Source organism: Streptomyces sp. NPDC001292 (assembly GCF_042896465.1).
Classification (GTDB): domain Bacteria; phylum Actinomycetota; class Actinomycetes; order Streptomycetales; family Streptomycetaceae; genus Streptomyces.
On the sequence record NZ_JBIAXG010000019.1, the window covers coordinates 16595 to 32186 of the forward strand.

The 15592-nt window shown below is 72.7% G+C and carries 14 protein-coding genes and 1 pseudogene; 10 read left to right on the plus strand and 5 right to left on the minus strand.

What is annotated here, in order from left to right; all coding sequences use genetic code 11:
• Positions 1-56: 56 nt before the first annotated feature.
• Positions 57-251, plus strand: coding sequence for a hypothetical protein (locus ACFY4A_RS20770; RefSeq protein ID WP_390830841.1), 195 nt, complete (start codon positions 57-59; stop codon positions 249-251).
• A gap of 15 nt (positions 252-266) precedes the next feature.
• Here ACFY4A_RS20770 and ACFY4A_RS20775 read toward each other — a convergent pair whose 3' ends face one another.
• The 4 genes from ACFY4A_RS20775 to ACFY4A_RS20790 all read right to left on the minus strand — a co-directional run bounded on the left by ACFY4A_RS20775 (position 267) and on the right by ACFY4A_RS20790 (position 4193).
• Entirely contained in the window at positions 267-1364 is a 1098-nt protein-coding gene (locus ACFY4A_RS20775) for an acyl-CoA dehydrogenase family protein (RefSeq protein WP_390830842.1), read from the minus strand.
• Positions 1361-2542 carry an acyl-CoA dehydrogenase family protein gene (locus ACFY4A_RS20780; protein WP_390830843.1) on the minus strand — a complete coding sequence of 394 codons (1182 nt, stop codon included), beginning with the start codon at positions 2540-2542 and terminating at the stop codon, positions 1361-1363. Before ACFY4A_RS20780 ends, ACFY4A_RS20775 begins: the two co-directional genes overlap by 4 nt.
• Entirely contained in the window at positions 2539-3516 is a 978-nt protein-coding gene (locus ACFY4A_RS20785; RefSeq protein WP_390830844.1) for an NADPH:quinone oxidoreductase family protein, read from the minus strand. The genes ACFY4A_RS20780 and ACFY4A_RS20785 overlap by 4 nt, the downstream gene beginning before the upstream one ends.
• A 92-nt stretch (positions 3517-3608) precedes the next feature.
• Positions 3609-4193, minus strand: a complete 585-nt coding sequence (locus tag ACFY4A_RS20790; RefSeq protein WP_390830845.1) for a helix-turn-helix domain-containing protein — start codon at positions 4191-4193, stop codon at positions 3609-3611.
• 91 nt (positions 4194-4284) lie between these two features.
• Between ACFY4A_RS20790 and ACFY4A_RS20795 the strand changes: the two genes are divergently transcribed.
• The 8 genes and pseudogenes from ACFY4A_RS20795 (at position 4285) to ACFY4A_RS20830 (ending at position 13528) form a co-directional block, all read left to right on the plus strand.
• Positions 4285-5247, plus strand: coding sequence for an NAD(P)/FAD-dependent oxidoreductase (locus ACFY4A_RS20795; protein WP_390830846.1), 963 nt, complete (start codon positions 4285-4287; stop codon positions 5245-5247).
• A 1187-nt stretch (positions 5248-6434) separates the two neighbouring features.
• Entirely contained in the window at positions 6435-7973 is a 1539-nt protein-coding gene (locus tag ACFY4A_RS20800; RefSeq protein ID WP_390830847.1) for an ATP-dependent DNA ligase, read from the plus strand.
• Complete coding sequence (locus ACFY4A_RS20805) at positions 7970-8443, plus strand: NUDIX domain-containing protein (RefSeq protein ID WP_390830848.1); 474 nt, start codon at positions 7970-7972, stop codon at positions 8441-8443. Before ACFY4A_RS20800 ends, ACFY4A_RS20805 begins: the two co-directional genes overlap by 4 nt.
• Positions 8444-8520: 77 nt before the next feature.
• Complete coding sequence (locus ACFY4A_RS20810; protein WP_390830849.1) at positions 8521-9906, plus strand: NADP-dependent succinic semialdehyde dehydrogenase; 1386 nt, start codon at positions 8521-8523, stop codon at positions 9904-9906.
• Between the two features lie 25 nt (positions 9907-9931).
• Positions 9932-10171, plus strand: coding sequence for a DUF6213 family protein (locus ACFY4A_RS20815; protein ID WP_390830850.1), 240 nt, complete (start codon positions 9932-9934; stop codon positions 10169-10171).
• A 537-nt stretch (positions 10172-10708) separates the two neighbouring features.
• Positions 10709-11776 (plus strand): annotated as a pseudogene (locus ACFY4A_RS20820) (type III polyketide synthase); the annotation flags it as partial.
• Complete coding sequence (locus ACFY4A_RS20825) at positions 11773-13002, plus strand: cytochrome P450 (RefSeq protein ID WP_390830851.1); 1230 nt, start codon at positions 11773-11775, stop codon at positions 13000-13002. The pseudogene ACFY4A_RS20820 and the gene ACFY4A_RS20825, both read left to right, overlap by 4 nt.
• A 7-nt stretch (positions 13003-13009) precedes the next feature.
• Positions 13010-13528 carry a cupin domain-containing protein gene (locus ACFY4A_RS20830; RefSeq protein WP_390830852.1) on the plus strand — a complete coding sequence of 173 codons (519 nt, stop codon included), beginning with the start codon at positions 13010-13012 and terminating at the stop codon, positions 13526-13528.
• On the opposite strand, the gene ACFY4A_RS20835 is transcribed toward ACFY4A_RS20830, so the two are convergent.
• A complete protein-coding gene (locus tag ACFY4A_RS20835; RefSeq protein WP_390830853.1) occupies positions 13525-14751 on the minus strand; it encodes an acyl-CoA dehydrogenase family protein in 1227 nt (408 codons plus the stop codon). The two genes, ACFY4A_RS20830 and ACFY4A_RS20835, sit on opposite strands and share 4 nt — an antisense overlap.
• Positions 14752-14920: 169 nt before the next feature.
• On the opposite strand from ACFY4A_RS20835, the gene ACFY4A_RS20840 reads away from it, so the two are divergent.
• Positions 14921-15565 (plus strand): TetR family transcriptional regulator, encoded by a 645-nt coding sequence (locus tag ACFY4A_RS20840; RefSeq protein ID WP_390830854.1) that lies wholly within the window; start codon positions 14921-14923, stop codon positions 15563-15565.
• Positions 15566-15592: the final 27 nt, after the last annotated feature.

Below are 15592 nucleotides of genomic sequence, written 5' to 3' on the forward strand. Positions count from 1 at the left end.
CTACGCCACACTTGCGGCCGAAAGCCGCGAAGTGGGCGTGGCGGAGGAGGACGACGATGGCCATTTCCATCTCTGTGGTGCTGCTGCTCCTGGTCCTTGCGGTGATCTTCGTGCGCAACTGCGCGCTGAAGTTCTCGCACGCCCTGGTCTGCGTCCTGCTCGGCTTCTTCCTGGCGGGTACGAGCATGGCGCCCACCATCCACGAGGGTCTGATGGCCACGGCGCAGATCGTCGGCAGCCTGCGCCCCTGACGCCCGGCCCGGGGGTCAGGGCGCCTCGAGGCCGACCAGTCGGGCCAGCGCCTCGCGGTGGGCGCCCGCGGTGCCGTACGCGATCGAGTCCGCCTTGGCCCGCTTCAGGTAGAGGTGGACCGGATGCTCCCAGGTCATGCCGATGCCGCCGTGCAGTTGCAGCGCCTGCTCGGCGGCGCGGACGGCGACGGGCGCCGCGTAGGCCTGGGCGACGGCGACCGCCACGTCGGCGTCCTCCTCCCTGGCGAGCGCGTCGGCCGCGGACCGGGCGGCGGCGCGGAGTCCGGCGGCCTCCAGCCACAGCTGGGCGAGCCGGTGTTTGAGCGCCTGGAATCCGCCGACGGGCCGGTTGAACTGCGTACGCTCCTTGAGGTAGCGCACGGTCTCGGCCAGCGTCCAGTCGGCGAGGCCGAGTTGTTCGGAGGCCAGCAGCCCGGCGCCGGCGCGCAGTGCCCGGTGCACGGCGGGCCCGGCGTCGCCCAGCCGGCGGCCCCGTACGGCGTCGAAGGAGACGGTCGCGAGCGGCCGGGTCAGATCCAGCGACAGCTGCGGGGTGATGGTGACGTCGTCCGCGTCGACGGCGTGGAGAGCGCCGTCCCCCGCCGGCACGAGCAGCACATCGGCGACCGCCGCGTCCGCGATGCCGGTCAACTCCCCATGCAGCAGACCGGATTCCAGTCGTACGGTCCTGAAGGCGCCCGGCGCGGTGTGCAGCCCGACCGCAAGGGCGCCGATCGCACGACCGGACGCCAGATGGGACAGCAGCCCGGTGGCGGCATCGCCCGTGCAGGCCAGCAGTGCCTCGGTGGCGACCACGGCGCTGGTGAGGTACGGGACGGGTGCCACCGCTCGTCCCAACTCCTCAAGGACGACGGCCGCTTCGCGGTGTGTGGCGCCGTGGCCGCCGTGTTCCTCGGGCACCAGCAGACCGGCCAGGCCCATGCCGTCGGCGAGCGTCTTCCACAGCGCGAGGTCGTGCGGGGCGTCCGACTCGGCGCGCGCGATCACGTCCGCCGGGGCGCAGTGGTCGGTGAGCAGGTCCCGGACGGCGGCGCGCAGCGCCTCTTCCTCCTCCGAGTACAGCAGGTCGGATTCGGCGCTCGTCGTACTCATCGGGCGAGGTCCTTCCAGGCGACGTCCTTGTCGGTGCGCGGTTCGGCGGGCAGGCCGAGGACGTGCTCGGCGACGATGTTCAGCAGGACCTCGCTGGTCCCGCCCTCGATGCTGTTGCCCTTGGCGCGCAGGTAGCGGTAGCCGGAGTCGCGGCCGGTGAAGTCGACCAGTTCGGGACGGCGCATGCTCCAGTCGTCGTACAGCAGCCCCTCTTCTCCGCGGAGTTCGACCTCCAGGCCGCTGATCTCCTGGTTGAGGCGGGCGAAGGCGAGCTTCATGCCGGAGCCCTCGGGGCCGGGCCGGCCCGCGGCCAGCTGCTGGCGCAGCCGCTCGCCGGCCAGGCGGGCGACCTCGGCCTCCACCCACAGCTTGAGCAGCCGCTGGTGCAGGTCGTGGGTGCGCAGCTCCGGACGCTCGCGCCAGGTCCTCGCGACCGGGCCGATCATGCCGCCCTCGCGGGGCAGCCGCATACCGCCGATGGACACGCGCTCGTTCATGAGCGTGGTCCGGGCGACCCGCCAGCCGTCGCCGACCTCGCCGAGGCGGTGGGAGTCGGGGATGCGCACGCCCGTCAGGAAGACCTCGTTGAACTCGGCCTCCCCGGTGATCTGGCGCAGCGGCCGCACCTCGACCCCGGGGTCGGTCATGTCGCAGAGGAAGTAGGTGATGCCCTGGTGCTTGGGCAGGTTGGGGTCGGTGCGGGCGATGAGGATGGCCCAGTGGGCGAGGTGGGCGCTGGAGGTCCACACCTTCTGGCCGCCGACCACCCACGTGTCGCCCTCACGGACCGCCCGGGTGCCGAGGGCGGCCAGGTCGGATCCGGCGCCCGGTTCGCTGAACAGCTGGCACCAGACCTCCTCCCCGGTCCACAGCGGCCTGAGGAAGCGCCGCTTCTGCTCCTCGGTGCCGTGGCGCAGGATGGTCGGCGCGGCCATGCCGAGGCCGATGCCGATGCGGCGCGGGTCGTTGTCCGGGGCGCCCGCCGCTGCCAACTCGGCGTCCACGACGGCCTGGAGGGAGCGGGCGGCGCCGAGCCCGCCGAGGCCCCGCGGGTAGTGCACCCAGGCGAGCCCGGCGTCGAAACGGGCTCTGAGGAAGTCGAGCCTGCCGGTGGTGGCCGGCGGGTGCGCGGCCAGCAACTCGCTGGTGCGGCGGCGCAGTTCCTCGGCGCCGGTCATGCGGCGGCTCCGTTCTTCAGGGCGGGCACCACGGCGACGCGGCCGGTGGTGGCTCCGTCGGCGACCCGCTGGACGGCGGCCGCGGCCCCGACCAGTGGCACCCGCTCGCTCACCAGCGGCTTGATCGCGCCCCGGGCGGCCAGGTCGGTGAGCTGCTCGTGGCAGTGCCGGACCAGCCCGGGGTTCTTGGTGTTGTACAGGCCCCAGTGCAGGCCGACGATCGAGTAGTTCTTGACGAGCACGTGGTTCAGCGCCGGGCTGGGGATGGTGCCGCCGGCGAAACCGACGACGAGGATCCGGCCCTCGAAGGCGACGGCCTTGGCGGACTGGGCGTAGGCCGCGCCGCCGACCGGGTCGTAGACCACGTCCGCGCCCCGACCGCCGGTGGCCTCCTTCACGGCGGCGACGACGTCCTCGGTGTGCCGGTCGATCACCACGTCGCAGCCCAGCTCGCGGGCCACGGCGGCCTTTGCGGCACCGCCGGCGACTCCGATGACCCGGGCGCCGGCCGCCTTGCCGAGCTGCACGGCCGCGCTGCCGACCCCTCCGGCTGCGGCGTGGACGAGCAGGGTCTCGCCGGCCTCCAGGCGCGCCCGGCGGTGCAGGCCGAACCAGCCCGTCTGGTAGCCGATGTGCAGGGCGGCCGCCTCGGCGTCGTCCAGCGCGTCGGGGGCGGGCAGCAGGGCGTCGCTGCCGGCGACGGCGTACTCGGCGAAACCGCCGTGCGGCAGCACCGGATTGGCGATCACCCGGCGGCCGTCCTCCGTCTCGCCGCAGATCTCCACGCCCGGGGTGAAGGGCAGCGGCGGTCGGACCTGGTACTGGCCACGGCACAGCAGCGCATCCGGGAAGTTGACGTTGGCGGCACACACCTTGAGCAGGATCTGGCCCTCGCCCGGGGTGGGCGGCTCGGTCTCCTCCAGCCGCATCACCTCGCCCGGTTCACCGTTGTCGTGCACTCGCCATGCCTGCATGCGCCGCCTCCAGGGGGACCGCGTCGTCGCGTCGTCTGACCGGGGTCGGTCGCATACTAAGCAGTCGCTTGCCCATCGGGGAACACCCGTGCTCAGCCGTCCTCGCCACTGCGCGCCGGCCGCGCCCGTACGTGCATGCGCTCCCCCTGCGGCCCGAACAGGCTCAGGAACTCCACCGGCCCCTCCCCCGTCGACCCGAACCAGTGCGGCACGCGGGTGTCGAACTCCGCCGCCTCCCCGGCCGTGAGCACCACGTCGTGCCCGCCGAGCACGAGCCGCAGCCTGCCGGACAGCACGTACAGCCACTCGTAGCCCTCGTGGGTCCGCGGGTCCGGTTCGAGCCTGCGCCGCGGTTCCAGCACCTTGAACGCCTGGAGGCCGCCGGGCTGCCGGGTCAGCGGCCAGTGGGTGCGGCCGCCGCGCACGATCGGCTCGGCCCGTACCCGCGGATCGCGCACCGGAGGGACTCCGACCAGTTCGTCCAGCGGCATCCGATGGGCCTGCGCGATCGGCAGCAGCAGTTCCAGACTGGGTTTGCGCAGGCCCGACTCCAGGCGCGAGAGGGTGCTGACGGAGATCCCGGTCGCCTCCGCGAGGGCGGCGAGGGTGACCTCCCGTTCCTTGCGTATCCGGCGAAGCCGGGGGCCCACGTCGGCCAGAACGTCCTCGATGCTCATGCCTCGATACTCCCGCCTCGATTGCCGAACCGGCAAATCCATTTGTCATTCCGGCACCGGACGGACGACCTTCTCGGTGGAGGTGGTCACCATGACCGAGAAGAGCGAGAAGTACGAGGTCGTCGTCGTCGGAGGCGGCGCGGCGGGGCTGTCCGCCGCGCTGGTCCTCGGCCGGGCCCGGCGGCGCACGCTGGTCGTCGACGCGGGCGAGCCGCGCAACGCGCCGTCCGCGCACATGCAGGGCTTCCTGTCCCGGGACGGCGTGTCCCCGGCGCGGTTCCTCGCCGCCGGCCGCGAGGAGATCGAGCGGTACGGGGTCGGACTTGTCCGGGACCGGGCGGTGGAAGCGGTCCGGGACGCCCACGGGGAGTTCGACGTGACGCTGGCTGGAGGGCGCACGGTCCACGCCCGGCAGATGGTCGTCGCCACCGGACTGAAGGACGAGCTCCCGGCGGTCCCGGGACTCGCCGAACGCTTCGGCCGTGATGTCCTGCACTGCCCGTACTGCCACGGCTGGGAGGTGCGCGACCAGGCCTTCGGTGTGCTCGCCACGACACCGCTGAGCGTCCACCAGGCGCTGATGGTGACCCAGTGGTCCAAGGACGTGACGCTCTTCCTGCACCGGGTCGGCGAGAACGAGCTGAACGACGGCGACCTGCGCAGGCTGGCCGCGGCCGGCGTCCACGTGGTGCCCGGCGAGGTGGCCGGCGTCGTCGTCGAGGCGGACCGTCTGACCGGGGTCCGGCTCGCGGACGGGACGACGCACGCCCGCGAGGCACTGTTCGTCGCGCCACGCGCGCTGCCGCGGACCGATCTCCTCCAGCAACTGGGCGCCGAGCTGCGCGAGACGCCGTTCGGCGCGTTCCCGGTGATCGACGAGCGCGGCCTGACCACCGTCCCCGGCCTGTGGGCGGCCGGCAACGCCAGTGGCTTCGCCGAGCAGGTCATCAACGCCGCCAGCCGCGGCTACCGCGCCGGCGCGGCGATCAATGGCGAACTGCTGTTCGCAGACCTCGACGCGGCCGTGGCGACGGGGAGCGCCGCCCCGGTGTAGGGCGGCGGCCCGCGCCCGAGTGCAGGGCAGCACCCAGGAGTAGACCGCCGCCCGAGTGCAGAGGAGCGCCCAGGAGTAGAGCGCCGCCCGCGTGCAGGCAGCGCCGAGCACAGGCAGCGCCCGGGTGCAGGGCGACTCCCGGGTGCAGGGCAGCGCCCAGGTGCAGAGGGTGGCGCCCGGGTGCACGGCAGCGCCCAGGTGCAGAGGGTGGCGCCCGGGTGCAGGGCAGCGCCCAGGTGCAGGGCGACTCCCGGGTGCAGGGCAGCGCCCAGGTGCAGGGCGACTCCCGGGTGCAGGGCAGCGTCCAGGTGCAGAGGGTGGCGCCCGGGTGCACGGCGGCGCCCGGGCGCAGGACCGTACCCACGCGCGGACCGGCGTCCGAGTGCAGGGCGGCGCCCGGGAGTAGACCGCCGCCCGCATGCAGGGCAGCGCCCCAGCGCAGGGAGCGCCCAGGCGCAGCGCAGGGCGACGGCAACGGCCACATGCCCGGCCACTCCCGGATACAGGTACGCGCCCGCGCACACGGCGACACCCGCGTACAGGACGACGCCCACATGCCCGGCCACTCCCGGATGCAGGTCCGTTCGCCCGCGCACACGGCGACACCCGCGTACAGGACGACGCCCACATGCCCGGCCACTCCCGGATGCAGGTCCGTTCACCCGCGCACACGGCGACACCCGCATACAGGACGACGCCCACATGCCCGGCCACTCCCGGATGCAGGTCCGTTCACCCGCGCACACGGCGACACCCGCGTACAGGACGACGCCCACATGCCCGGCCACTCCCGGATGCAGGTCCGTTCACCCGCGTACACGGCGACACCCGCGTACAGGACGACGCCCACGTACACGGCAACGCCCACGTCGGGCCGCGCCCGAGTGTGGGGCCGCGCCCGCGTACACGGCTGCGCCCAGTGCACGGCGGCGCCCGCCTACAGTCCGGTGCCCGTGGGCACGGCCACGCCCTCGTGCGGGCCCGCGCCCACGTACCGGGCCACGCCCACTTGCACGGCGGTGCCCACTTGCACGGCGGTGCCCGGGTGCACAGCGGTGCCCGGGTGCACAGCGGTGCCCGGATGTAGGCCGCCGACCATGTACAGGGCGACACCCGCGCACCGGCCGCCGCCCAGCGCACGGCGGCGCCCAGGTGTAGAGCGGCGCCCGGCGTTGCACCATGGCTGCATGTTGCTCGCCCGGTTGGCTCAGGTGTCGCGGGAGGTTGCTGCTGCCTCGGCGCGGTCCCGGAAGACCGCTCTGCTCGCGGAGCTGTTCCGGGAGGCGCGGGCGGAGGACGTGCCGGTCGTCATTCCGTATCTGGCGGGCCGGCTGCCGCAGGGGCGGCTCGGGGTGGGCTGGAAGGTGCTCGGCCGCCGGGTCGCTCCGGCCGCCGAGGCGTCTCTCACCGTGCGCGAGGTGGATGCCCGGCTGAGCGAGCTCGGCAAGGTCTCCGGCCCCGGGTCGCAGGCGGAACGCTCCCGGATCGTCGGCGAGTTGATGGGCGCGGCGACCGAGGACGAGCAGCGGTTCCTGCTGGGACTGCTCACCGGGGAGGTCCGGCAGGGCGCGCTGGACGCCATCGCCGTCGAGGCGCTGGCCGGGGCGACGGGCGCGCCGCCGGCGGACGTGCGGCGGGCGGTGATGCTGGCGGGATCGTTGCAGACGGTGGCGCAGGCCCTGCTCGCGGACGGCCCGCCGGCGCTGGAGCGCTTCCGGCTCACCGTCGGCCGCCCGGTCCTGCCGATGCTGGCGCACAGCGCCTCCTCGGTGGCCGAGGCCGTCGAGAAGCTCGGCGCGTGCGCCGTCGAGGAGAAACTCGACGGCATCCGGGTCCAGGTCCACCGGGACGGCGACACCGTACGGGTGCACACCCGCACCCTGGACGACATCACCGACCGGCTTCCGGAACTGACGGCGGTCGCACGGGAGTTGCGCGGCGAGCGGTTCATCCTGGACGGCGAGGTCATCTCCTTCGGGGCGGACGGGCGGCCGCGCTCGTTCCAGGAGACCGCCGGGCGCGTGGGCTCGCGCGTCGACGTGGCCACCGCCGCCGAGGCGGTCCCCGTGTCCCCCGTCTTCTTCGACGCGCTGTCGGTCGGCGACCGCGATCTGCTCGATCTGCCGCTGACCGAGCGCCACGCCGAACTGGCCCGTCTGGTACCGGAGCCGATGCGGGTCAGGCGCACCCTGGTGTCGGGACCGGACGACGTGGGCGAGGCCGAACGGTTTCTGGCCGAGACGCTGCGGCGCGGCCACGAGGGTGTGGTCGTCAAGGCCCTCGACGCCGCATACAGCGCGGGCCGGCGAGGCGCGTCCTGGCTCAAGGTGAAGCCCGTTCACACCCTGGACTTGGTGGTCCTGGCCGCCGAGTGGGGTCACGGACGCCGCACCGGCAAACTGTCCAACCTGCACCTGGGCGCACGCACCGCCGACGGCGGCTTCGCGATGCTGGGCAAGACGTTCAAGGGCATGACGGACGCGATGCTGGCCTGGCAGACCGAGCGGCTGCGCCGGCTCGCCGTCGAGGACGACGGCTGGGTGGTGACCGTACGCCCCGAACTCGTCGTCGAGATCGCCTACGACGGTCTGCAACGGTCCCCCCGCTACCCCACGGGCGTGACCCTCCGCTTCGCCCGGGTGGTGCGCTACCGCGAGGACAAGCGCCCCGAGGACGCCGACACCGTCACGACACTGCTGGCCGCGCACCCGGAGATCGCGCCATGAGCCCCCGGCGGGGACGGCGCAGTGCCGGTCTGCTGCTGTTCCGGCGCTCCGGCGACGGCCTGGAGGTACTCCTCGGACACATGGGCGGCCCCTTCTTCGCCCGGCGGGACGCGGGTGCGTGGACGGTGCCGAAGGGCGAGTACGACCCGGAGGAACCCGCGTGGGAGGCGGCCCGCCGCGAGTTCCAGGAGGAGCTCGGGCTGCCGCCGCCGGACGGGGAGGCCGTGCCGCTGGGCGAGGTCCGGCAGACGAACGGCAAGACCGTCACGGCCTGGGCCGTCGAGGGCGACCTCGACCCGGCGACGGTCGTCCCCGGCACGTTCCTCATGGAATGGCCGCCGCGGTCCGGGCGCACCCAGGAGTTCCCCGAGCTGGACCGCGTGGCCTGGCTCGGTCTGGACCGGGCCCGCGAGGTGATCGTCACGGCCCAGACCGCGTTTCTCGACCGCCTGGCCGAGCACTCGCTCTGACGAGGACCTCACGCGTTGCGTTCGGCACCGCGGCGCGGGAAGGTCGAAGCACAGCCCGCTCCCAGGGGAGGTCAGCCATGTCCATCGCCACGGTGAATCCGGCCAACGGCGAGACGCTCAAGACGTACGAGGCCATGGGCGAGGAGGAGATCGAGCGCCGGCTCCAGCTCGCGCAGGCCACGTTCCGTACGTACCGGACGACGGCCTTCGCGGAGCGGGCCCGCCTGATGAACAGGGCCGCCGCTCTCCTCGACGAGGATCAGGAGGAGATCGCTCGTGTCATGACCACGGAGATGGGCAAGCCGGTCAAGCAGGCCCGCGCGGAGGCCGCGAAGTGCGCCAAGGCCATGCGCTGGTACGCCGAGCACGCCGAGGAGCTGCTCGCCGACGAGCGGCCCGCAGAGTCCGACGTGAAGGACTCCGGGGCCTCCCGCGCCCTGGTCCGCTACCGGCCGCTCGGCCCGGTGCTGGCCGTCATGCCCTGGAACTTCCCCCTGTGGCAGGTCGTCCGCTTCGCCGCGCCCGCGCTGATGGCCGGCAACGTCGGCCTGCTCAAGCACGCCTCCAACGTGCCGCAGACGGCCCTGTACCTGGAGGACCTGTTCCACCGGGCGGGCTTCGCCGAGGGCTGCTTCCAGACCCTGCTCATCGGGTCCGGAGCGGTCGACGACATCCTGCGCGACGAGCGCGTGAAGGCGGCCACCCTGACCGGCAGCGAGCCGGCCGGGCGGGCGGTGGCGTCCACCGCCGGGGAGATGATCAAGAAGACGGTGCTGGAGCTGGGCGGCAGCGACCCGTTCATCGTGATGCCGTCCGCCGACATCGACCGGGCCGCCGAGGTCGCGGTGACCGCGCGTGTGCAGAACAACGGCCAGTCCTGCATCGCCGCCAAGCGGTTCATCGTGCACACGGACGTCTACGACGCCTTCGCCGAGCGTTTCGTGGCCGGCATGAGGGCGCTGAGGATCGGCGACCCGATGCAGGAGGACACCGAGATCGGGCCGCTGTCCAGCGAGCGGGGCCGGGCGGATCTGGAGGAGCTCGTCGACGACGCCCGGCGCGGCGGGGCCACTGTGCTGTGCGGTGGCGAACGACCCGACGGCCCCGGCTGGTACTACCCGCCGACCGTGCTGGCCGGCATCATCCGCGAGATGCGCATCCACCGCGAGGAGGCGTTCGGTCCGGTGGCCACGCTGTACCGCGCGACCGACCTCGACGAGGCGGTGCTCATCGCCAACGACTCCCTCTTCGGCCTGAGTTCCAACGTCTGGACCGAGGACGAGAGCGAGGTGGACCGGTTCGTGCGGGACCTGGAGGCGGGCGGGGTGTACGTCAACGGGATGACCGCCTCGCACCCGGCGTTCCCGTTCGGCGGAGTGAAGCGGTCGGGGTACGGACGTGAGCTGTCCGGGCACGGAATCCGCGAGTTCTGCAACATCACCACCGTGTGGCACGGGGCATGAGGCTTCCGCGGCTACGATCCCCTTTGTGAACCGCGAAGTGACTCTGCCTCTGATCGTCGACGACCGCGGTACCTTGCAGGTGGCCGCGGCCGACGTGAGCAAGCTGCTGCGCACGGTCGGCGGGCGGTGGCTGCGTCTGGTGGAGGCCGGGCAGGAGGGGCTCGACGAGGACACGGTGGCCGCGCTGACCATCGAGCTGGCCAAGCTGGCCGACCGCATCGACGTGGCCTGCATCGCCCACAGCAGCGGAACCGTCTCCGGCTGACCGGCGGACCGGGCCGAGGGGACCCGAGGGGGTCGCCGCTGCACGGGGCCGTCGGCTGCCGTGGCCCGGCGGGTGCTTCGGCGCGCCGCCACGCCCTCCCCTGCCCCGCCGCACCCCGAGACACGGAGCCCGGCCACGTGCGTGCGTGTCGCCCGCGGCGCCGGGACGACATGGGCGGTGGCTGCCCCCGCGCCGGTCGGCACTGTGCCCCGGAAGGCGGATACCGACGCTCGCCCTCGGCGGCCCAGGAGGCGCGGTCCGGATCTTCGTGTGGTGGGGGGCGGGTGGCGCGGGCCGGCAGCCGCTGGCGACCTTCGGCCATCATGGCTGTGAGCAGGCGTTCTCCGCCTGCGAGACCGGGCTTCCCACCCTCCAGGGCCAAGCTGCGCGAGCCCGGCGGGCCTTGTCCGCCGTCGCCGGATTGGAGTAGTTCCGCGAGCAGATCGTCGCTCTCCTGGGCGATCGTGGATGGACCACCTTTCTGGGTGCACCACCCTCTGACCGGGGGGCAACCGGCCTTCCGGAAGGCGAAAGCAGGCACGGCTCATGGCGACTTTGTGCAGACCCTCGGTGTCCGTTCCAGAGCACGTGATCACGATGGAGGAGACGCTGGAGCTCGCGCGCTCCCGCCACGCGGACCACCCGCAACTCCCGCTGGCCCTCCGGCTGATTGAGAACACCGGTGTGCAGACCCGGCACATCGTGCAGCCCATCGAGGAGACCCTCAAGCACCCCGGCTTCGAGGAGCGCAACAAGCTCTACGAGCAGGAGGCGAAGGCCCGGGTCCCCGCCGTCGTCCAGCGCGCGCTCGACGACGCCGAGCTCCTGGCCAGGGACATCGATGTCATCATCTACGTCTCGTGCACGGGCTTCATGATGCCCTCGCTCACCGCGTGGCTGATCAACACGATGGAGTTCGACTCGACCACCCGTCAGATACCCATAGCCCAGCTCGGCTGTGCGGCCGGGGGCGCGGCGATCAACCGGGCCCACGACTTCTGCACGGCCTACCCGGACGCCAACGCGCTCGTCGTGGCCTGCGAGTTCTGCTCGCTGTGCTACCAGCCCACCGACCTCGGCGTCGGCTCCCTGCTCTCCAACGGCCTGTTCGGCGACGGCATCGCCGCCGCCGTGGTCCGCGGCACCGGTGGCACGGGCGTCCGGCTGGAGCGCAACGGCTCGTACCTGATCCCCAAGACCGAGGAGTGGATCGCCTACGACGTCCGGGAGACCGGCTTCCACTTCCTGCTGGACAAGCGGGTGCCCACCACGATGGAGCCGCTCGCCCCGGCCTTGAAGGAGCTGGCAGGAGTGCACGGCTGGGACGCGTCCGACCTGGACTTCTACGTCATCCACGCGGGCGGCCCGCGCATCCTGGACGACCTCAGCAAGTTCCTGAAGGTCGAGCCGCACGCGTTCCGGTTCAGCCGGGCCACGCTCACCGAGTACGGCAACATCGCGAGCGCCGTCGTCCTGGACGCGCTGCGCCGGCTGTTCGACGAGGGCAGCCCCAATGACCGGGCGCGCGGACTGCTCGCCGGGTTCGGTCCCGGCATCACCGCCGAGATGTCGCTCGGCTGCTGGCAGACCGGGGGCGGGGCATGACCGAGGAGATGCTCGTCGAGCAGGCGCGCACCGGGACGGTGCCGCCGGTCCGGCACTGGCCGGCGCTCGACCTGCCGGGCGTGGCCTTCGACCCGGTGCTCTCCGAGCTGATGGAGGAGGGCCCGGTCACCCGCATCGAACTGCCCAACGGCGAGGGCTGGGCGTGGCTGGTGACCCGCATGGACGACGTGCGGGCGGTCACCGACGACCCCCGGTTCAGCCGCGAGGCGGTCATCGACCGGCAGGTCACCCGGCTGGCCCCGCACTTCGTCCCGGCCCGCGGCGCGGTCGGCTCCCTGGACCCGCCCGACCACACCCGGCTGCGCCGCTCGGTCGTCCCCGCCCTCACCGCGCGCGGTGTCGAGCGGGTGCGGGACAGCGCCCGCCGGATGCTGGACGAACTGGTCGACGACCTGCTCGCGAACGGGCCGCCCGCCGACCTGACCGCCGAGGTGCTCGGCCCGTTCCCGATCGCGGTGATCTGCGAGCTGATGGGTGTGCCGGTCGCGGACCGGCAGGGTATGCACGCCTGGACCCGGATGATCCTGTCCTCCGCGCACGACGCCGCCGTCAGCGAGCAGGCCAGGGAGGAGATGGGCACGTACTTCGCCGAGCTCCTCGACGCCCGCGCGGACAGCGCCGGGGAGGACATCGCCTCGCTGCTCGGGGCCGCGGTGGCACGCCGTGAGATCACCCTGGAGGAGGCGGTGGGACTCGCGGTTCTGCTCCAGATCGGCTGCGAGGCGGTCACCAGCAGCAGCGGGCAGATGTTCTGCACCCTGCTGACCCGCCCCGAGCTGGCCGACCGGCTGCGCGCGGACCGGCGGATCCGGCCGCGGGCCATCGACGAACTGCTGCGCCACATCCCGCATCGCAACGCGGTCGGACTGTCCCGGATCGCCCTGGAGGACGTGGAGATCAAGGGGGTGCGGATCCGGGAGGGCGACGCGGTCTACGTGTCGTACCTGGCCGCCAACCGCGACCCGGACGTCTTCGCCGACCCCGGGACGATCGACCTCTCGCGCAGTCCGAACCCGCACGTGGCGTTCGGTTTCGGCCCGCACTCCTGCCCGGGCGGCGGGCTGGCCCGGCTGGAGTCGGAGCTGCTGGTCGACGCCCTGCTGGACCGGGTGCCGAATCTGCGGCTCGCGGTGCCTCCGGAGCGAGTGCCCTTCAAGAAGGGCGCGTTGATCCGCGGGCCCGAGGCCCTGCCGGTGGCGTGGTGATCCCGCGATGACCACGGAAGGGCTGCTCGTACCGCCGGGCCAGGGCCGCGTCGTCGAGGCGCCGGCCCAGCGCGTGACGTTCAAGGTGACCGGCTCACACTCGCGGACGGCATCCACCTTCGAGGTGGAGGTCCCGCCGGGCTTCGACGTCGGCGCCCATGTGCACACACGCAGCGAGGAGTTGTTCTACGTGCTCGAGGGCGAGCTGGACGTCCTCGCCTTCGAGCCGCGGATCCGGACCCCCGACCACTGGCAGCGGTGGGAGTCCCGCTCCGGCAACCGCGTGGTGCGGGCGACCCCGGGCACGGTCATCGTCGTCCCGCCGGGCTGCCCGCACGCCTTCGCCAACCCCACCGACACCCCGGCGAAGATGTTCTTCCAGGCGTCTCCGCCGCCGGATCACGAGCGGTACTTCGAGGAGCTGCTGGAGATCCTGGGGACCGGGGGCCCGCCGGACCACGCGGCGATCGAGGCACTCAGGAAGCGCTACGACATCGAGCAACTGACGCCGCTGCGGCACCGTTAGCGGACGGGCACGCCCGAGATCGTGCGGGCGATCACCAGCCGCTGGATCTCGCTGGTCCCTTCGAAGATGGTGTAAATGGCCGCGTCGCGGTGCATCCGCTCCACCGGGTACTCCCGGGTGTAACCGTTGCCGCCGAGGATCTGGATGGCCCGGGCCGTGACCTTCTTCGCGGTCTCGCTGGCGAACAGCTTGGACATCGAGCCCTCGGCGGCCTCGAAGGGCCTGCCGTTGACCGCCATCCACGAGGCCCGCCAGACCAGCAGCCGCGCGGCGTCGATCTGCGTGCGCATGTCGGCGAGCTGGAATGCGACGCCCTGGTTGTCGATGATCGGCCGGCCGAACTGCTCCCGCGTCCTGGCGTAGTCGAGGGCGACCTCGTAGGCGGCCCGGGCGGTGCCGACCGCCATGGCACCGACGGCGGGGCGGGACGCCTCGAACGTGGCCATCGCCGCGTTCTTCACCCTCTCACCGCCCTTGCGGGCCTTCTCCCGGGCGCGGGCGAGCCGCTCGTCCAGCTTCTCCTTGCCGCCGAGCAGGCAGGACCCGGGGACGCGTACGCCGTCCAGGACCACCTCGGCGGTGTGCGAGGCGCGGATGCCGTGCTTCTTGAACTTCTGGCCCTGTGTCAGTCCCGGTGTGCCGGGCGGGACGATGAAGGAGGCGTGGCCCTTGGAGCCGAGTTCGGGGTCGACGGAGGCGACGACCACGTGCACGTTGGCGATGCCACCGTTGGTCGCCCAGGTCTTGGTGCCGTTGATCACCCACTCGTCCTTGGCCTCGTCGTACACCGCGCGGGTGCGCATCGAGGCCACGTCGGAGCCGGCGTCGGGCTCGGAGGAGCAGAAGGCGGCGACCTTCACGTCGCTCGGGTCGCCGTACATCTGCGGGATCCACGTCCCGATCTGCTCCTCGGTGCCGTTGGCGAGGACGCCCACGGCGGCGAGGCCGGTGCCGACGATGGACAGGGCGATTCCGGCGTCGCCCCAGAACAGCTCCTCCATGGCCATCGGGATGCCGAGGCCGGTGGCGTCGAAGTACTGCTGGGCGTAGAAGTCGAGGGAGTAGATGCCGACCTTGGCGGCCTCCTGGATGACCGGCCAGGGGGTCTCCTCGCGCTCGTCCCATTCGGCGGCGGCGGGGCGGATCACATCGGCCGCGAAGCCGTGCAGCCAGTCCCGGACCTCCTTCTGTTCGTCGTTGAGCTCCATGGTGAACTCGGCCATGTCCCCTCCAGCGGCGCACCTGCGTGTTACTTGCGGTAACCGTACTATGTTACCTGCTGGTAGAAAAAGTCAACTCCCGATCATTCCTCGGCAGCCCGTTCGAGGTATCCGGCCCCGTCAGTGTTACTTTGCGCAGGCGTCACCGAACCAGTACGGGTGGGGAGATCTCATGGACACCACGCAGCGGACCGATCAGCAGCGGTCCGCCGACCGCCGACGGCGCGAGCTGCTGGAGGCCGCCGACCGGGTGGTGCTGCGCGACGGCCCGCACGCGTCGATGAACGCCATCGCCGCCGAGGCCGGCATCACCAAGCCGATCCTCTACCGCCACTTCGGCGACAAGGGAGGGCTGTACGCCGCCCTCGCCCAGCGGCACACCGACGCCCTGCTCGACTCCCTGCGGGCCGCGCTGGACGCACCCGCCGACCGGCGGGAGCGCGTGGAGTCGACGCTGGACACCTACCTCGCGGCCATCGAGGCCCGCCCGCAGGTCTACCGCTTCCTGATGCACCCGGCGGAGGGCGGCCAGGGCACCGACCAGGGCTTCGACGTCGGCAAGCACTCCGCCCCGCTGCTGCGCCGCATGGGTGAGGAGCTGGCCCGGGTCATCGAGGAGCGGCTCGACCTGGGGCCGGCCGGGCAGCAACTGGCCCGTGTGTGGGGCCACGGCATCGTCGGCATGATGCACGCGGCCGGCGACTGGTGGCTGGGCGAGCGGCCCTGCTCGCGGGCGGAACTGGTACGCAGCCTGGCGGACCTGCTGTGGGGACGGCTGGCGGCGGTGGGCGACAAGGTGGGCGGCCCCGGGTTCTGAGCCGCGGGCGCCGGCGCGGCGCGCATC